This is a genomic window from Nitrosomonas sp. Is79A3 (assembly GCF_000219585.1).
Classification (GTDB): domain Bacteria; phylum Pseudomonadota; class Gammaproteobacteria; order Burkholderiales; family Nitrosomonadaceae; genus Nitrosomonas.
Genome location: NC_015731.1, coordinates 815,980 through 833,835 on the forward strand (window position 1 = coordinate 815,980; position 17,856 = coordinate 833,835).

General features: G+C 45.5%; 15 protein-coding genes. 4 read left to right on the top strand and 11 right to left on the bottom strand.

Going from position 1 to position 17,856, the window contains the following annotated elements:
* Positions 1–4 precede the first annotated feature (4 nt).
* Positions 5–733 carry a DUF1499 domain-containing protein gene (locus NIT79A3_RS03675; RefSeq protein ID WP_013964917.1) on the bottom strand — a complete coding sequence of 243 codons (729 nt, stop codon included), beginning with the start codon at positions 731–733 and terminating at the stop codon, positions 5–7.
* 249 nt (positions 734–982) lie between these two features.
* Here NIT79A3_RS03675 and NIT79A3_RS03680 point away from each other — a divergent pair, with 249 nt between their 5' ends.
* Complete coding sequence (locus NIT79A3_RS03680; RefSeq protein WP_013964918.1) at positions 983–2,689, top strand: diguanylate cyclase; 1,707 nt, start codon at positions 983–985, stop codon at positions 2,687–2,689.
* 16 nt (positions 2,690–2,705) lie between these two features.
* On the opposite strand, the gene NIT79A3_RS03685 is transcribed toward NIT79A3_RS03680, so the two are convergent.
* Positions 2,706–2,900, bottom strand: a complete 195-nt coding sequence (locus NIT79A3_RS03685; RefSeq protein ID WP_013964919.1) for a hypothetical protein — start codon at positions 2,898–2,900, stop codon at positions 2,706–2,708.
* Between the two features lie 72 nt (positions 2,901–2,972).
* Complete coding sequence (locus tag NIT79A3_RS03690) at positions 2,973–3,206, bottom strand: hypothetical protein (RefSeq protein WP_041360120.1); 234 nt, start codon at positions 3,204–3,206, stop codon at positions 2,973–2,975.
* Between the two features lie 114 nt (positions 3,207–3,320).
* On the opposite strand from NIT79A3_RS03690, the gene NIT79A3_RS03695 reads away from it, so the two are divergent.
* Both NIT79A3_RS03695 and NIT79A3_RS19295 read left to right on the top strand, forming a co-directional pair.
* A complete protein-coding gene (locus tag NIT79A3_RS03695) occupies positions 3,321–3,800 on the top strand; it encodes a hypothetical protein (protein WP_013964921.1) in 480 nt (159 codons plus the stop codon).
* Between the two features lie 118 nt (positions 3,801–3,918).
* Positions 3,919–4,044, top strand: a complete 126-nt coding sequence (locus NIT79A3_RS19295) for a hypothetical protein (protein ID WP_348225713.1) — start codon at positions 3,919–3,921, stop codon at positions 4,042–4,044.
* 42 nt (positions 4,045–4,086) lie between these two features.
* On the opposite strand, the gene NIT79A3_RS03700 is transcribed toward NIT79A3_RS19295, so the two are convergent.
* The 8 genes from NIT79A3_RS03700 to NIT79A3_RS03735 form a co-directional block, all read right to left on the bottom strand.
* Positions 4,087–6,951: an SUMF1/EgtB/PvdO family nonheme iron enzyme gene (locus NIT79A3_RS03700; protein ID WP_013964922.1), complete on the bottom strand. Its 2,865-nt coding sequence runs from the start codon at positions 6,949–6,951 to the stop codon at positions 4,087–4,089.
* 262 nt (positions 6,952–7,213) lie between these two features.
* A complete protein-coding gene (nudF, locus tag NIT79A3_RS03705; RefSeq protein ID WP_348225714.1) occupies positions 7,214–7,813 on the bottom strand; it encodes an ADP-ribose diphosphatase in 600 nt (199 codons plus the stop codon).
* 75 nt (positions 7,814–7,888) lie between these two features.
* A complete protein-coding gene (locus tag NIT79A3_RS03710; protein WP_013964924.1) occupies positions 7,889–8,125 on the bottom strand; it encodes a hypothetical protein in 237 nt (78 codons plus the stop codon).
* A gap of 373 nt (positions 8,126–8,498) precedes the next feature.
* Positions 8,499–8,921, bottom strand: a complete 423-nt coding sequence (locus NIT79A3_RS03715; protein ID WP_348225715.1) for a glycine zipper family protein — start codon at positions 8,919–8,921, stop codon at positions 8,499–8,501.
* A 393-nt stretch (positions 8,922–9,314) separates the two neighbouring features.
* Entirely contained in the window at positions 9,315–10,370 is a 1,056-nt protein-coding gene (locus tag NIT79A3_RS03720; RefSeq protein WP_013964927.1) for a cytochrome c peroxidase, read from the bottom strand.
* 157 nt (positions 10,371–10,527) lie between these two features.
* Entirely contained in the window at positions 10,528–12,774 is a 2,247-nt protein-coding gene (locus tag NIT79A3_RS03725; protein ID WP_013964928.1) for an EAL domain-containing protein, read from the bottom strand.
* 375 nt (positions 12,775–13,149) lie between these two features.
* The gene (locus tag NIT79A3_RS03730; protein ID WP_013964929.1) at positions 13,150–15,051 is read right to left on the bottom strand and encodes a potassium transporter Kup; all 1,902 of its coding nucleotides are present in this window, start codon (positions 15,049–15,051) and stop codon (positions 13,150–13,152) included.
* A gap of 125 nt (positions 15,052–15,176) precedes the next feature.
* Positions 15,177–16,181, bottom strand: a complete 1,005-nt coding sequence (locus NIT79A3_RS03735) for a kelch repeat-containing protein (protein ID WP_013964930.1) — start codon at positions 16,179–16,181, stop codon at positions 15,177–15,179.
* Between the two features lie 312 nt (positions 16,182–16,493).
* On the opposite strand from NIT79A3_RS03735, the gene NIT79A3_RS03740 reads away from it, so the two are divergent.
* Positions 16,494–17,402, top strand: coding sequence for a TIGR01777 family oxidoreductase (locus tag NIT79A3_RS03740; protein WP_013964931.1), 909 nt, complete (start codon positions 16,494–16,496; stop codon positions 17,400–17,402).
* Positions 17,403–17,856 lie beyond the last annotated feature (454 nt).

Sequence of the window (17,856 nt, forward strand, 5' to 3'; positions counted from 1 at the left end):
CCAATTACTTCCCTAAATCAATCAGAAAAAGCCGGATGCGTTCGGCATTCATGCCCAGATCACCTTTCCCGACCCGGGAAGCGGAACGCATATCGACTTGTGTCTTGTTTCCCGCTGCTTGTACCCGAATTACTACATCATCCTTGAAGCCCATGATGCGTGTGGTGTCTGTTGCTTCGATTCTGCCATTTGCAGCAGAAGCAGCGGCAATCTCCCAGCCACGTTTTTTCACCAATGCGACTGCTTGTTCAAAAACCTGATCAGAGGGACGATTAATGAACAGCGGAGTCAGATCGGGATAGCCTGCTTTCTGTAAGGCGGCCAAATTCTCCGGCTCAGGCCGATCCAGAGAATTATGCGCCGGTGTGCGTAGCGCCTTGATTGCCACAAACTCAGGCGGATGCGCCAGATCTGTCGTAATATCATGAATACGTGGTGTCCCGGCCCCCGCCATGATAGTCATTAAAACTGGCGTCACGACTAAAAATCCTAGAGTTGATCCAGCCAGTGTAGGGGCAATTTCAGTTTCTTTTGTTTTGATTGCACGCAATGTTCCAATCAATCCAACAATGATGGCCAGAAATCCGGTTAGTACAGTACCCGCGAGACCCAATAAGGCTGGTTGAAAACCAATCATGCTGAATTGATGACCGAAGATAGCCAGAGCTGCTATTAGGACAGCAAGCAACGAAAGTCTGAGGCTCCATCGGGTAAAATCAAATAGTTTATTCATAGTCGATATCATTTTAAGTAAGGTTAATAAAATAAGTAGGGATCGCCATTTTTACCAATCCTATAACTCGACCAAATATAACCGATGTGCCTTGGTATCTGAAAATGGGCTTATTTTCTTGACTTGAAAGAAGCTGATTAATATTTCATTATCCTGTAAGATAATTCTCGCCCATCTACCTGGAAAGCTCAAATTATTTGGTTCAAAGCCGTTGCTATCTCTTTTTATAAATATCCTCAGCATTATTGCATGAAGAAGCTTCTGCAATTGCCTTTCGCTGTCATTGTGATGTTTTTCTGGATTTTTCCGGCCAGTGCGGAAAAGCTGGATGTTGCCATAGAATACAAAGAAACGATCGGTCAATATATTCAGATTTACCAGAGTGACGATAGCCACGCAAGCATGCGCGATGCTTTGGATGCATTCAATAAAGGGCATTTCGCTTTATCCGCTAATTCCGTTATTAATTTTGGCATCGGCTCAAAACCGATATGGCTTGCACTTCAAATTAGCAATTCCGGGGAAACCGCTATTCATCGAAACCTGTTGTTTGAAACCGCCTGGCTGGATAAAATCGATGTTTATTTTCTCCAACGAGATCAAGTAATCAACAGTTATCACACTGGCGACAATCTGCCATTTTCAAAGCGCCCTCTCAATCATCGTTTCTTTGTCATGGGGCATGATTTTGCACAGGATAAAACCACAGTCTTGATCAGGATAGAATCAGCCGACGCAATGGTTTTGCCCATTTATTTTATGAGCACTGAGAAGCTAAATGATAGAGATGTGCTGCAAGCCTATAGTTATGGTTTTATGTACGGTGTCATCCTGGCTTTGGTTGCTTACAATTTTATGTTGTACATAGGGTTAAGAATTATCCCCTATCTGCTTTATTCACTCTATCTCTTATTCTTTTTAGCACTGAATGCTGCTTATACCGGTCACGGCTACCAATGGTTGTGGGCTGAATCGCCCCAATGGCAACAATGGGCCAATCCGATTCTGATGATGGTCTGTACCGTGAGCGGGTTTGCATTTGCATTACACTTTCTAGCTATCAAAACAGCTTGGCCTCGCATTTATCACGTGATTATCCTAAGCTGCGCCGGTTTTAGCGCATCAATACTTTTTGCGATGCTGGTCGATGAATTTGTCATCGCACTGTTGATATCAATTGTTTTCATTTTCTTTTTTTACATTTCCTCAGTCATATTGAGTGCCATTTCGTTGCGCGCCGATAACAAGTTCGCCAAGTATTTTCTGCTGGCATCGATTTTCTCGATATGCGGTGGAACTATAACGGCAAACGCCGTATGGGGATTCATTCCATTCAACTGGTTGACTTATCGGGCGACGGATATCGGCATGATGGTCGATGCGATTTTGCTGGCGCTGGCACTCGCCGAACGTTTTAACATCAATCAGAACGAGAAACTGGCGGCTGAGAGAATGGCCGGAATTGATTTGTTGACCGACTTGAATAACCGGAGGTCGTTTTATAAATTTGTGCAACCGATCTGGGCCATGAGTGTACGCAGCAAAAGTAGTACATCGGTCATCATGCTGGATATCGATCATTTCAAGGTGTTTAATGACAATTATGGCCATGCATTGGGAGATCGTGTTTTGGTGCAATTGTCGGAGACCTTGCAGAAAGAAGCACGTAGCGGAGATATTCTGGCGCGGTGGGGCGGGGAAGAGTTTCTCGTTTTTCTGCCGGAAACGCGATTGTCAGATGCCGCAACCATTGCGGAAAGGATGCGCAAAAAAATTGCCACTATCCAGATTGCCACCGATAAGGAAGAAAAACTCTCATTTACCGCCAGCTTGGGAGTTGCCAGTACCTTAGATGTTACTATATCTTTGGATGAATTGATCTCCCAGGCAGACCAGCAACTTTACCGGGCCAAGAAGCAGGGGCGTAACTGTGTGTGCTCAGACCTATCCGGCTAAGACAGCCTCCTAGCTGCTAATGCAGTCTCAAAGACTCGAATGTGATTTCACACTCTTCGTCATCATCAAAAGTATCATGGCTAGTCTCTAGCTCATCAATGATCTGAACGATCCGGCTATCAGGAATCAAGCCATCCGCTAAAGCTTCATCATCGCCATCAATTGCATCCATAACCTCTGCAGTATCGGCAAAGAATTTCTTGTTTATCATGACAAACCTCCTCGCTGCATTTGTTGATCACATTACTAGTAGAGCATAGGGCTATGCAACATAAATTAAAGATTACAAACGATTTTCCCTGGCAATTTGATAGTATGGAGTATGCCCTTCAGCAACGCCGCCAGTTGCCTGAATTGCCGAATTTGTTTGCAGGCCCGCCTTTACAGGCCGTTGAAAAACTATCTGCGTTGCCGCTGCGGTGTTAAAAACAGACTCAAAATGCTCATTTATCACGCATAAACTGCGTTTTTTCGCCTGTTTTTGCCTTGCATCGGCTGCCTCGAAAACGTTTTTCAACGGCCTGTTAGAGTGATACGATTATCTGACTGCATTCCATTTCCATTAGGTTGGAATAGGAAGTATTCTTTGCGATTCTTATTCAAACTGAGTCAGCGTTATTGAGGCCAAATCATGAAAATTAAAGATCTGTTTGAAAACTGGAACCTGACCGGACTCAAAATCAAGGCATCGTTCTTGGAAATGGAATGGAAGCCCTCCGATCCCGATAAAGCGGCCGCATGGGATCTCTATGTAGAACTCGTAACACGCATCACCACGCAACCGCTGGCGGACGAAGATGGCGTGGAACAAACTGCACTGACCAGCATTCACGACTTGTTCGACCTCACCCGGCAAACCCTCAAAACGCATGGCTATGCGTGCGAACAATTTGCCAAAATCGCCATCGTGGTACTCAACCAAGTGGTGCGGCCATTTACCGCCAAATGGCATCGCAAAAGCCAGAACGGCGCTTTTGCTTCTCCCGATGACTGCCAGCAATTCCGCCAGGAACTGCAAGTCTTACAAACGCAACTGAGAAATTACACTCACCTGCTGGCCGAACTTGCCGGGGTGGAAGATTTGACGGAGATCGAAGCGGAAAATTTGTAGCCTATAATCACAGCCATCAGCAATCGATGCCATTCATCATGCCGGAAACCGAGGCTCAAACTATCAAACCAATATTCCTCAGCTTCAGCCGCACTGATCGTGACGTCGGCGTGCAGGGATGGATAACTCTATGCGTTTTGCGGATTCATGGGGGCTACGGCGGCATGTGCTGAAGCCAATCCGCATCAAACCCGGCGATTTACGGCAGAAAAATTCAAGCACCGCTTCGCGGCGCTATCAGTGAACAGCAAACCAGCGCTTCAGCGGCCAGCGCGCCAGCGATCCGCTATTCGATGGGGGACGAACACAATACCCGGAAACCGAGATTGCCGCGGCGATAGGCCGGATGGTAGCTGACGCGCACCGACGCGCGCACGTTGACCGGATAATAGAACCAGGAACCACCGCGCAGTACGCGGGCCTCGTTGCCCGATAATTGGCAATTTTCTGACATGTCGTATTCATTCAAGCACCATTCCCAGACATTGCCGGCCATATCCAGCACACCATCAGGCGAAGCGGCATGCGAATATAGCCCAACTGCGGAAGTTCTTCCGAGATTGAATTCACAATTAGAAAAATCTTTCTGGAATTCATTCCCCCAAGGATAGTTCAAACCTTGTGTCCCACGTGCCGCCCGTTCCCATTGTTGTTCTGTTGGCAAACTCACCATAAAACCCCGTCGATCACTAAGCCAGCGGCAGAAGGCTATCGCCTCATACCAACTGACTGTTTCCCGTGGTGCATTGGGTTCGCTCCAGTCGGGTGAAGCGGGTGCATCCAAGCGCTCATGCAACACCTGCCACCCCTGCCACCCCTGCCACCAATGATCATCCTGATAACCACCGGCATCGATAAATGCCTGAAACTGGGCATGCGTGATCGGGTAACGGGCGATATGAAATTCCGGCAGCGGAGAGTGTTCATCATCTTGATAAACAAAGGCAGTAGAGGGAATTTTGACCCAATCGATATCCGGCAAACCATCCGCGCGCAAACCGACGCCTTTACGGTTGTCCAGTCCAAAATTTCCCAATGCACGACCAATGGCGGCACGCGCAGCGGGATGCGGCTCCTGTGCAATGTCGGTCATGCGAGTAAACCATTGGTTGGCAATGGTTGAAAGTGCCTCGGATGATAAATTTATTTTTCCCACATGTTGCCAGATTGTGCTGGCAACCTCCGGATTGGCTTGGGCCAACCAGGCAATTAAGTGTAGCTGTGCGTCAGTATCGTTGCCGCACGATTCGGCGGCGATTTCCGCGACGACTTCCCAGCCAGACCGCTCCCACCAGGTTGCTTGAGGCCAGAAATCATTCGCAGTCTTGTCACTGGAATGGCTAGCATCCAACAATAGACGGCTGGCGAGATATTCCTGTAACAATTGATGCGTAAAGCGGATATCACTACCGCTTTGCTGTAGTACGCTCGCATCGATGGAAAATTTGATTAGATCATCCGTTAAGCTGGCCGGACATTGTGAGCGCAATAGCGTGGTTTGCGCGCCATCTGATTGTTGTGTATTTGCGGTGTTTTGCATTGCTTCAGCTAGCGCCACTAGAGCCGCTTCCCAGTCAGTCCGAGCGGGAACATGTTCATGACGGTTCTCGCGTGCCGTTTGTTCGCGTTCATACAAAAGCTGCAGGAATCCTTGGAATAACTGGGCGCGATTGCTGGGTACTTGCTTGAGTGCAATAAAAACATGCAACAAATAAGGATTCGACGCCAGTCGTAATAAACTGCGCGGATTAAAGCGCACTTCCCGCCATAATTGATTTTGCTGCCAGGATGTATCGATGTTCGGGTTTTCCTTGGGGATTTTTTTAGCACTCCAGAACAAATCCAGATCTGCACCGGCTTTATGCCAGATCTCCCACACTTGCCGGATATCATCACCGCCGGCTAAGTGCCAGAACCGGTCTTGGGCAGCTTGAGCGGCATTGGATCCATCTTGCAGCAAATTAAATGCCCGTTCCAGAAAAACCATAATTTGCGATGGCTTTAATGGCTGCAATACCAAGGTATCAAATGGTAAATAACAATCCCCGGTAAAATCTTTTTCACGGCAACTGACCATGACACTGGCAAAGCGCTCATCTTGCGCCAGACACTTAATCTGCTCAACCTTGAATTTGCGCTGCCCTGGAGGAATTTCGTTCATGCCGTCCAGCAGCAGTACAGCCCGTCGCAGGTCACGCAATGTTGAAAAATAGCGGCCAAGTTTGCCCAATTGATCCTCAATAAAATCTTCCAACGATATGGCTTCGCGCGTCCAGGACCCCAGCGGCACCAGTAATGGAATCGGCGCATGTTCATCTTGCAGCGCTTTTCGGGCATATTCAATTGAAATTCGCTGTAACGAAAACGACTTACCCGCACCAGGTTCACCCAATACCGCCAAGCGTCGCACCGGCTTGTCTTCTAAATCCCGGTAAGCATCCAGCGCATCCGTATAAGTTTTTTCGATGACTTGCTCATGCGCTATTTGATCCACTTTAAAAGCCCGGAAAATTGCATCGGTATCAACCCGAAGCGATTTCATTACCCGCTCGGGAGAAAGCGAACGGCGTTCGCAGGCTTCCAACGCCACATAACGACTTTCCAGATCGGATAAATCCTTGTTGATCAGATCATTAAGATAGGTTAATTCATCCCGGCGCTGCGGGCTGGCAGAAGTTTGTGTGTAATTGTTTTCAGAAAGTGGCGCAATATTTGGGGTGCGGTTTTGCAGCGCAGGCAAAATTTCGGCTAATTTTCGGGTCAATCGGTCCAGTGTATCTTGCGGATCAGAATGCGCTTCGATCGGTTGCTTTTCTTGGATGTAGAAAGGTAAGCTGACATTATCAATACGCAGTGCTACAACTTGCTTTTTCAATTTATCTGAATACAACATTTCCCGCTCTTGCCAGCCACACTGATCAGTATCTTTTCCTACAATGCAAACCACCACATCGGACTTTTCAATGCCACGTTGTATGCTGCGATACCAATTGTCGTTGCCTTCCTCAATCGACCGCTCATCCCGCCAGACTTCGGCACCCTGTTGTTCGAGGTGGGATTGTATCCGCTCCGACCAAGTGTGCGCATTTCCGCCGCGCGCGTAACTGATAAATATCCGTAGTTTCGCAAGTTGATTAGTTGTTGCCGTCATTCTTTTAAAGCCTGATGAAAATGGCGTGGATTCGTGTACTTGTAGATTATAGTTGGCGGTATTATAAGCAAGTAATAGTGCATCAGGTGGATATGTGGCGCAAATCAAGAGAACAGTTTTGCTCGTTCATTTGACTGGCGGGTACGTAATGCCAAACCACATCCTTGGGGTGCTTTGAACGTGACTTTGTTTAGTCAGGTGTGCCAACGGTTCAATCAGATTATCCAGCTTTGATTGCGGATTAATCCCCAATCCCGATTACTCAAACTGCCCACATGGTTCTTACCTGATCTCGATTTAAGGCCAACCACTGCAAGGCGATGATTGCGCTGACTGAATTGATTTTTCCGGCTTGTAATAACGCGAGTGCTGTATCCACTGCAACGACATGTACTTTGATATCTTCGCCTTCTTCACTGGCACCATGAACGCCACCGGCATGCGTCGTATCAACCCGGCCGCAGAATAAAGCAACGCTTTCTGTAGTGCCGCCAGGGCTGACCAGAAAGTTATACAATGGAATCAAGTCGGTAATGATGCAATTGGCTTCTTCGATGCTTTCGCGTTTTACTACGTCTTCTGTCGTTTCATCCGCTTCGATGATGCCGGCTACAATTTCCATTAACCATGGCCCGCCGGGAGCATTCAGGGCGCCAACGCGGAATTGCTCTATCAGGACGACTTCATCGCGGATTGGATCATATGGCAGGACTGCGGCGGCGTGACCACGTTCGAATACCTCGCGTACCAGCGGGTGACTCCAGTCACCGCTGAATAATCGATGACGCAAACGGTAACGCTCGATACGAAAGAAGCCTTCAAAACAAACTGTTTTCTCTAAAATTTCTACGTCTGTATTCACCGTTACTTGTTCCATAGGAATAGATTGTTATGCTGCGTTCGCTATGCAACAAGTGCTGTTGTAGAGTTTGAGAAACTAACGCAGTCCTAACGAGTCGAGCGTAACATCATTATCGTCGTCATCGTCAAAATCATTTTTGACTGTTTCGAATTCGTTATCATCAAAATCATCTTTGACTGTCTCAAATTCGTCAATGATTTTTGCAAATTTCCCCGGTGGGATTTTGCTATCCGCCAGCAGATCATCCTCATCATTTATACTATCAGCAGGATAAATGCCATCGTCATCATCAAAAGAAAGTTCTTTAATCATTGTCATCACCTCCTTCAAACATATTCTGAAAACAATGTTATTGATATCACACCCTATTGATACAAGAATCAAAGATCACATACGGTTTTCCCCGGCAATTCTTAAGTTTGGAGAAGTGCCATCAATCAAAATTCTGGATTTTGATGCCATAAAACCGTACTTTAGTGGTGTCTTTTAGCTATACTAGCGGAATCAAGAACGGATAAATTAGAGTATGGACGAAGAAACCAAAGCGTTGTTACGCAATATCTCTCATCATCTCAAATGGGTCATCCTATTGCTATTAGGTATTTTGGGATTGTTAATTGCCGAAATGGCTGGCGGCATTTGAGTCTGGTTCCTTTGTTGTATTACGTAGTTCCGGAACCTCCTGCTATTGCCAGCCAGTAACTTCATAACCTTTTTCTTGCAAACAGCGAGAAACGAAGTTTGCATAAGCTTGATTGGGTTGAGTGTGTCTTGCCGAGAGGAAGATACCTCGCAACAATCCTGCGGCGGCGCCACTGGCTGCGCCCACTAAAGAGCCTTGTCCAGCCGAACCGTATATAGCACCGCCCACTGCACCGCTCGCAGCACCAACACCTGCTCCCATGGCCGTACTTGTCGCAACATTACTGACATTTCCTTTTGCTTCCCTTGCACCAGCCGCTTCGGCCAATTCTTTACAAGCTTCAATATCCTCCTCTGCTACCTTTTTCCCCACAGATAGAAAATGTGTGTTTGGATATAAAATAGGCCCTGTACTGGAGCAAGCCGACAGCCCCAAAAGAATTAAGCCGACAGTTAACATCATCATTAATTTCATGGTGCTTTCCTTCTATCGATGAATAAATATTCGTGATTGGATTAGTATAAATGGAATTTTCTCAAGGTATCCTGAAAAAATAGATTTTTGGATAAAAACCGGTTTTGTATTTGATAATGCTGCAGAAAGTGATATAGGGATATTGACTCTGGCGCGTGAAGTGCTAGTAATGGCAGGAGTGAGAAAATAGGTTTTCGTAAAAAAATTTTCTGTAAGTGATAGGGATGACACTACGATACATAAACTTGTAATTCTCCGTGGCTTGCCACGGAGAACATATAGATTGCATTTGTGACGTTAGCGTAGCGCGCCGCTTTTGTGTTTTCTGCACCTATCTTTGCAGGTTTCCGCAAAGATAGGTGCAAGGCCGCATGGAGCAAATTTTTACTCTTTGCCCTTACTGGTTAAAGATCCCAGGAATGCTTTCACATCACTAATAAATCCCGGGCCAACTTCCCGGCCCAGTTGATGTTCAGCCATTTCTTCTATCGCCTCGTCCAATGTTGCAACTGAGCCGTCATGGAAATACGGGGCTGTTTTGGTAATATTTCTCAGGCTTGGCACCTTAAACACTTTCTTGTCAATCTCAAGTCCGGTTATCTCAAACCGTCCCATATCTTTGGTTTCATAGGGTTTAACAACGCCGATTTTTTTGTATGAATTTCCGCCAAGTGCTACGCCATTGTGGCAAGTGGCGCATCCCATGTGGACAAATTTTTGCAGGCCTCTTTTCTCACTGTCATTCAGAGCGCTCTCGTCGCCTTTGAGATAGTCATCAAACCGGGAAGGTGTTAGTAGCGTACGCTCAAAAGCACCAATTGCCTTACCTATATTTTTGTATTGGAATGGATCTTTTTCATCCTTAAAAGCTTCTGCAAAGAGAGCCTTATATTCCTCTATTTTTTTCAATTTATTGACAACAGCTGCTTCATTCGGCATACCCATTTCGATGGGGTTTAAAATGGGACCCAATGCTTGCTCTTCCACATCTTTTGCCCGTCCGTCCCAGAATTGTGCGATATGCAGTGCCGCATTCATCGAGGTCGGAGAATTTCTGCCGCCGCGTTTTCCTTCATGGCCTGGTGAAGTTGACTGACTGTCTACACCGAAATTATCCAGCCGATGACAAGAATTACAGGAAATCTGATCATTGATCGAAAGCCGGGGATCCAGATACAGTTTCTTGCCAAGCTTGATCAAAGCTGCATTCTTTTTCTCATCAATAATTGATGCAGGTAATGGTTCAAAAAATTGTTTTAAAGTGGTTTGGTCCAGTTTGTGATGACCGCCGCCATGCATGCCGCCCATTCCGCCGTGATGATCGCCATCGTGCATTCCACCATGGTGATCAGCCTTCTTCGTGTCCTCTTGATGATCATGACTAGTTTGAGCATAACTATAGGAACTCAATACAAGCGCTAAGAATAAGAATATTTTCATATAACCTCCAAAAATTTAACATTAACACCCTAATCAACGTTTCAGAAATAAGCAACATGCTTATTTCTGAAAACTGGTAAAAGGGAAAAAAACACTTTTTAAATTACCGGTACATTAATTGCAAAATTGCAGTTTATGATTGAATGTATAGATTTATTTATCCTTTTTGTAGAAAAGCTTCAAATTTATCTGCTGTCAACGGTTTGCTAAAAAAGTAGCCTTGCCCGTAATCGCAACCCATCGCTATCAATAGCTGTTTCTGCGAATCTGTTTCCACGCCTTCGGCAATTACTTTCATATCCAGGCGATGGGCCATAGTGATAATCGCTTCGCATAAAATGCTATCGTTGGATTCACTGTCCAGGTTAGAAATAAAAGATCGATCTATCTTGAGATAATCGATATCAAATTTTTTGAGATAGGATAGTGACGAGTAGCCCGTGCCAAAATCATCAATCGCCACCTGAACACCTGCATCCCGAAAATTTAATAGTTGTTGAACAACCAATTCATGAATATCTAACAACAAGTTCTCGGTAATTTCAACGATGATGCTACGCCCGTTTAGTTCAAGTTCGTTAAGATGATTTACCCAATCGCTCATTTTACTAATAAATTGTTTGGGTGATTTATTAACACTGATTTGAAATTCAGTGTCAAAATGTGCTTGCCATTGCGCAACTTGATTAGCTGCCTGCTTAAATACCCAATCGCCGATTTCTGTAATCAGATTGGTTTCTTCTGCAATGGCAATAAATTCTGCGGGATAAATCGTTCCTTGCTCCGGGTGTTGCCAGCGTATCAATGCCTCGGCTTTGTGCACATTGCCGGTTGCTAGTTCTATTATCGGTTGATACATTAAATATAACTGGTGGTCTCTCAGTGCATTACGCAATTCATATGCGATTTTCGAGCGGATTTCTGTAGCTGCTCGCATATTCGATGTGAAGCAACTCCAGCAATTCCGTCCATTATTCTTAGCAGCATACATGGCTTGATCAGCATTTTTCATCAATAGATCGGTGCTGCTCGCATCATCAGGAAAAAATGTAACGCCAATACTTGCGGAAACATATGCCGACTTAGTATTTAAGTGAAAAGGCTTGGCCAGTTCCTGCAAAATCATTTGAATAATCGTTTCTGCACAGCGCTGATTGTTGATTCCATTTAAAATAATTGTAAACTCGTCACCACCTAAACGCGCTACAGTATCTGTTTCGCGAACACAATTACTAAGCCGCTTTGCTGCTTCCATCAGCAGCGCATCGCCAATGCTGTGGCCAAATGAATCATTTACTTCCTTGAAACGATCAAGATCGATAAATAACACGGCCAGCTGTGTTCCTAAACGGGAAGCATTTTTAATATCGTGATTCAATCGATCATAAAACATATTACGGTTTGGCAAGCCCGTCAAAGAGTCAAAATTAGCTTGACGCCAGATAATCTCATCCGATTTTTTCTTATCCGTAATATCGGAAAAATTAACCAGATAATAGCTTATTATTCCATCTTCGCTATGCACTGCGGTAATGCTAAACCATGCCGGATACTCCCGTCCGTGCTTGTTCCTGTTCCATACTTCACCTTGCCAATGACCGTATTGTTTAACGCTTAACCAAATTTTCTGGAAAAACTTCGAACTGTGCCGAATCGACACCATAATTGACACAGATTTGCCGATTACTTCTTCTTCCGTATAGCCAGTTATTTTATTGAGCGCCTTATTGGTAGAGATTATTGTCTTACCCGTATCGGCAATCATAATAGCTTCGGTACTATTTTCAAAAACCTTGCTCGAGAGATAAAGCTGTTCGTTCATTTTTTGCTGTTCGAGCGCAATCCCGATAATAAACGACCCTATTTCTAATAACTTACGGTGAAATGTACTGGGTAGCCGATGCTCAAAACTGGAAAGTGCAAATGATCCGATGCACTCATTCCCTTTACTGCGTACCGGCATTGACCAGCAGGAGAGTATATTAAAATCAACGGCCAGTTTTCGGATACTTTGCCAGCGTGGATCTTCCAGTGTACTCTCTACAAAAACCGCTTCTTGGCGAAAAACCGCATTTCCGCAAGATCCAGCTTCAGGACCTGGCCGCAAACCATTCAGTTGAACAACACATTCCTCCGGGACACTTGGTGCGGCAAATACATTCATGCATTGTTTTTCTTTGTCCAATAACATGACCGTTGCTACGGCATTGTCCAGAAGCTGTTCCATTAGCAGACAGACTTGCTCACAGATTTCTTTGTAATTATTTCCCAATACCACTAACTGAAGAATCTCCTGCTGAAACTGGAGAATCTTGCCTTGCTCTAGATTGGTCAAATCAAAGTAATTGGTTGGTGCAAAAATCTCATTAGATAGATCTGTATTTGTAGGAATGTTTCTACTCATTACGTGCGGCCTTATGTTAATGAGGTTCTAGGAAGTTAAACGAAGATTCAATGGTAGAATGAGGGTAAGCATGTGAATGGGTAGGAATTATACTGCAAAAATGCTTCAAGAGTATTCCGAAAATACGTGGTTTTTTATGGCTTAAAAAGCTTGCCATAGTCAGTATGATTTCCAATCCAAAGCAGTGCTAAACCTCGTTTGAGATGGGAAATTTAGAGAAACGAAGTCATTTCAATTTTAATATTCCATCCACTAAGGAAGCTCTGATTAAGTCCTTCGACAGGCTCAGGACGAACGGTAATATGTTGATTACGTTCGTGGTGAGCTTGTCGAACCATGAATGTAATCAACCAAGTCCGCGCTTAATTAATAAAACTAGATGCCAATGCGGGTACCCAATTCAAGGACGCGATTTGCTGGTAATTTAAAGTATTCAGCCGCATTGCTGGCATTTCTTGCCATCGTAGCAAAAATCCGTTCCTGCCACTGCGGCATGCCGCCACCAGGACTTGGGACAATTATTTCGCGGCTGAGAAAATAGGAGGTATTAAGCGGCTCAAACTCAAGTCCAAGCTGCTTGCACATTTCAAGCGCGGCGGGTAAATCAGGCTCATCTTTAAAGCCATACCGGACAGTTATTTGATAGCAGTTTCCTACGAGTGGCTTAATTGCTATTCGTTCTTCATCCGGGACTTTCGGAATCTCCAGATAATCCACTGTTAAGATCACCACACATTCATGTAGAACTTGGTTATGCGCGAGATTATGCAATAACGCATGTGGAACTCCGTTCAGATTCGATGTGAGAAAAACAGATGTTCCGGCGACACGGACGGGTGGATGCGCAAGTAGTGATTCCAAGAAGGGTTCAAGAGGAATATCGTCGGAACGCAGGTGCTCCAGCAAAATCTGTCGCCCGCGATGCCATGTCGTCATGATAAAAAATATGATCGTACCAATCACGAGGGGAAACCAGCCGCCTTGGAAGATTTTTAATATGGTTGCAGCAAAAAATGTGGCATCGATTATCAAGAAAAAGCTGGTTGCCAGTACGCTCACAATCAGCGGGTACTTCCAGGCGAAGCGAAGCACAAAGAAAGTCAGTATGGTTTCAATCACCATTGTGGTGGTAACCGCTACGCCATACGCTGATGCAAGATTGGATGAGGAACCGAATCCCACCACAGCCATGATCACTGCTGCCAGCAAAATCCAATTGACGAAAGGGATATATATCTGACCAATCTTTTGGTCTGAGGTGTGCCTGATTTGCATGCGCGGCAAGAATCCTAACTGGATAGCTTGCCGGGTTACTGAGAAAACACCGGAGATTACCGCTTGCGATGCAATAACGGTGGCTGCGGTAGCCAGCGCTACTGCTGGATAAAGAGCCCACGATGGGAACAACAAGAAGAAAGGATTGGAAATGGCTGATGGATTGACAAGCAACAGCGCGCCCTGTCCTAGATAATTCAATATGAGCGCAGGAAGAACGCAACCATACCAAGCCAGGCGAATTGGTTTTATCCCAAAGTGCCCCATGTCGGCATAAAGTGCCTCGCCGCCCGTCACTGCCAGTACTACGGCTCCAAACGCAATAAACGCAAGTAATCCATTGTCCAGACAAAAACTAACAGCAAACAACGGATTAAAAGCTTGCAAAATCTCTGGTGCCACAGCAATGTTCATCAGACCGAAAAACCCCAGTGTAATGAACCATATCAGCGTTATCGGTCCGAACATTGCACCGATACCCCCTGTGCCACGTTGCTGGATCAGGAATAGTGAAATCAGAACAGTTAATGTAATTGGAAGCACATAGGGCTGGAACAACGGGGTTGCCACCTCTAGTCCTTCTACTGCACTCAATACGGATATGGCAGGAGTAATCACGCCGTCGCCATAGAAAAGTGCTGCACCGAATGCACCGATCATAAAAAGGATTCTTCGTTGTTGCGGGCGATCGACGGCCGATGAGCTGGCAAGAGACAGCAATGCCATGATGCCGCCTTCTCCATGATTGTCTGCGCGCAGAATTAACGTGACGTACTTGACTGTTACTACACTCATGATCGCCCAAAAAATGAGCGAGATGACACCAGTGATATTGCTATGCGTGATAGCAAGCCCATGGGCAGGATCAAAAACGGTTTTCATGACGTATAGCGGACTTGTGCCGATGTCTCCATACACGACACCCAGTGCAGCGAGGCTTAATACACCGAGAGATTGTTCTTTAGTTGTGCTGCTTTTCGGTTTGTTGCTTGTGCTGGTCATAATGTCTTTACACAAAGATGTTTATTATACGCTTTCCTAAATGTGCGCTTGAGAATGTCATTTTGAGATACTCGGTTTAGCAAAAATAATTCACGTTATTTAAACCTGCGGGCGGCAACAACCTGTCATAGCATACTACTCAACAGCTGGTGGTGTGAAAACTTCATTGATCTGACTAAAAGAGCCTCCGGAGTTGGGCCGCCGCTGATCACGTACAAGCGTCCGTCGACGACGGCTGAGCCAAGCCCATGCCGTGCCGTGGGCATTGGCATCATTGTGCGCCATTGATCGGTTCCGGGATGATAAGCTTCATTAGTGTTAAATGTGCCGTCTCCTGATTCGCCGCCGATGACATAAATCCAATCAGTGATTACGCCTGCGGTGATGCCACTTCGGGGCGTTGGGAGCTTCACGCGTGGCCGCCATTGATTGCTGTGTGGGTCGTATTCTTCAACGGTTCCCATATTTTGGTGATAATCCAGATCAGGTCGGCCACCGATGGCATAGATCCGGCTTCCTGCCGTGGTTACTGCTAAATGGTCTCGGGGTGTAGGCATGGATGTACCGGATGACCAGGTATTCGTATGCGGATCAAAAATTTCCACAGCGCCAGAATTGTATTTGCCATCATACCCGCCGATTGCATATAAGCGATTCTGATAAATAGCCACACCAAGCGCGCCGCGTGCAGTTGGCATCGGTGCAAGTTCACGCCATGCTTTGGTAGAGGGGTTGTACTGATAAACAGTGGGAACGGCATGCCAGATCGACATAAAAGATTGGGTGAATCCACCCACTACATACAACAATCCATTCAGTGAAGCAATTCCTGCGTGATGCCGGCCTTCTGGCAACGGTGTTGTGGTCGACCAGGAATCAGAGGCCGTATCATAGACTTCCACATCGTTACTGATGGCAAATTTCAAGGCATTTTGCAGATTAGGTTTATTAAACCCGCCCACCACATAAATTTTCCCTTCAATTGCCGCTGCGGCGACCTCTGTTCGTTGTGTGGGCGCTGGAGCAGCCAGTTTCCACGTTCCTTTGGAAATTTCAGCGAGTGTCAGATTACTTTGAGTTAAAGTGAAAAAAAGAATGCTTGAAATAATGAATGGTCTTGAGATAAACATGGCAAAGTTCCTCCGGAAAGTAATCAATCTTCGCAGACTTAAATGCAGACAATTTTTTTATTGTGACTCATATTCCTGTTAGAAGAAATCAGAAACGCACGCAAATCGATTTTTGTTGAAGCCCAAGGCATCACTCAGTGTCCATCTGTTTGAGTCATCAATGGATCCTGGCGTTCTCAAATAAACTGGAAAGCTGCTTTAAATCTGTTTACTATTTTGTTGCAGGAACGCACAGTATTCAAAATTGCATTGACACAAATTCGGGATGCTTGTACGTTTCTAATCAATCACCGCTGAAATTAGCCATTAAAAATGAACATACTTATTACTGGCGCGACAGGATTCGTTGGCCGGCACCTCGTGCAGTGCTTGAAACAGAATCAGCATACGATCAAAGTACTTAGCCGGGATGGTGCGCGCGCTAGCCAAAAGCTTGGTGTGCCTGCCTATGGCTGGGATTATGCAACACAGGAAGTGCCTGCTGAAGCACTGGAAAATATTCAAGTGATCATTCACTTGATGGGTGAGAATCTGGGTGATGGCCGTTGGACCGATGCGCGCAAACGTGCGATTTATGAATCACGTATTTTGAGTACTCGTAAGTTAGTGACGGCAGCGCCTTCCAGTCTGGAATGTTTTATTTGCGGCTCAGCTATCGGGATTTATCCAGGTCAGGGAGAGGATGTTTATGATGAATCCTACGTCGTACTTGATCACGGAGATTTCATGCAAACTATCTGTCGTGACTGGGAGAAAGAAGCGGCGAATATTGAAAGCAGGGGAGTGCGCCGGGTTAGCATTCGGACAGGGGTTGTGTTGGGTGAGGGTGGAATGCTGGCAAAGCTGTTGCCACTATTCAAACTCGGATTGGGTGGACCGATTGGGCAAGGACGTCAATGGCTTCCGTGGATTCTTATTCACGACCTGGTCTCAGTATACGAAATTGCCGTCCTGGATACGCGTTATCGAGGTCCGGTGAATGCCGTTTCACCCAACCCGGTACGCTACAGGGATTTTGCAACCGCGCTCGGTAAAACACTTCATCGGCCCGCATTTTTTCCTACTCCGGCTTTTATCTTAAAATTGGTGTTAGGAGAAACCGCAGCCTTGGCCCTGAACAGCTATCACATCGCCCCGGCAAAATTGCTGCAAACGTATCACTTTGATTTCAAATTTACCAGTCTATCAACTGCGCTTGAAGATTTATTCGAGAAAGGCTGAATACGATCCGGTGATCACTGGTAGGGTGTAAAAATTTTCAGTTTCCTATTTGCATGCGGTTTTACTACATCTCCTAATATTTTTTCCGGTCCGGCTAATAGTATTCCAGTTTTTAGATAGGATAGAGAAGAAATTGATTTGTGAAAAATAAGATATTCTCTTATTTCTTGTTTAATAAATTAAAATTACCCTAGTACTGTGGATGCAGTAAAGTTGAATCCGCTACACACTGATAGCATTACGCATCCACAAAGTTTATTGCTATATATTTAATCCAGTAGTTAAAACTTTATCTGGCCGGATCCATGGTAATTGGCGTCAAGGTGATAAACCAGCCATTATTTGAAGGAGCCAGGCATGCATTCAATCCGACCTGCTCAAAATTAACTGCCGGGGTTGATTCTTGAATCCTCCGTTCAGAAAATTAAAGCGTGCTATTATTTTTTAAGACTGT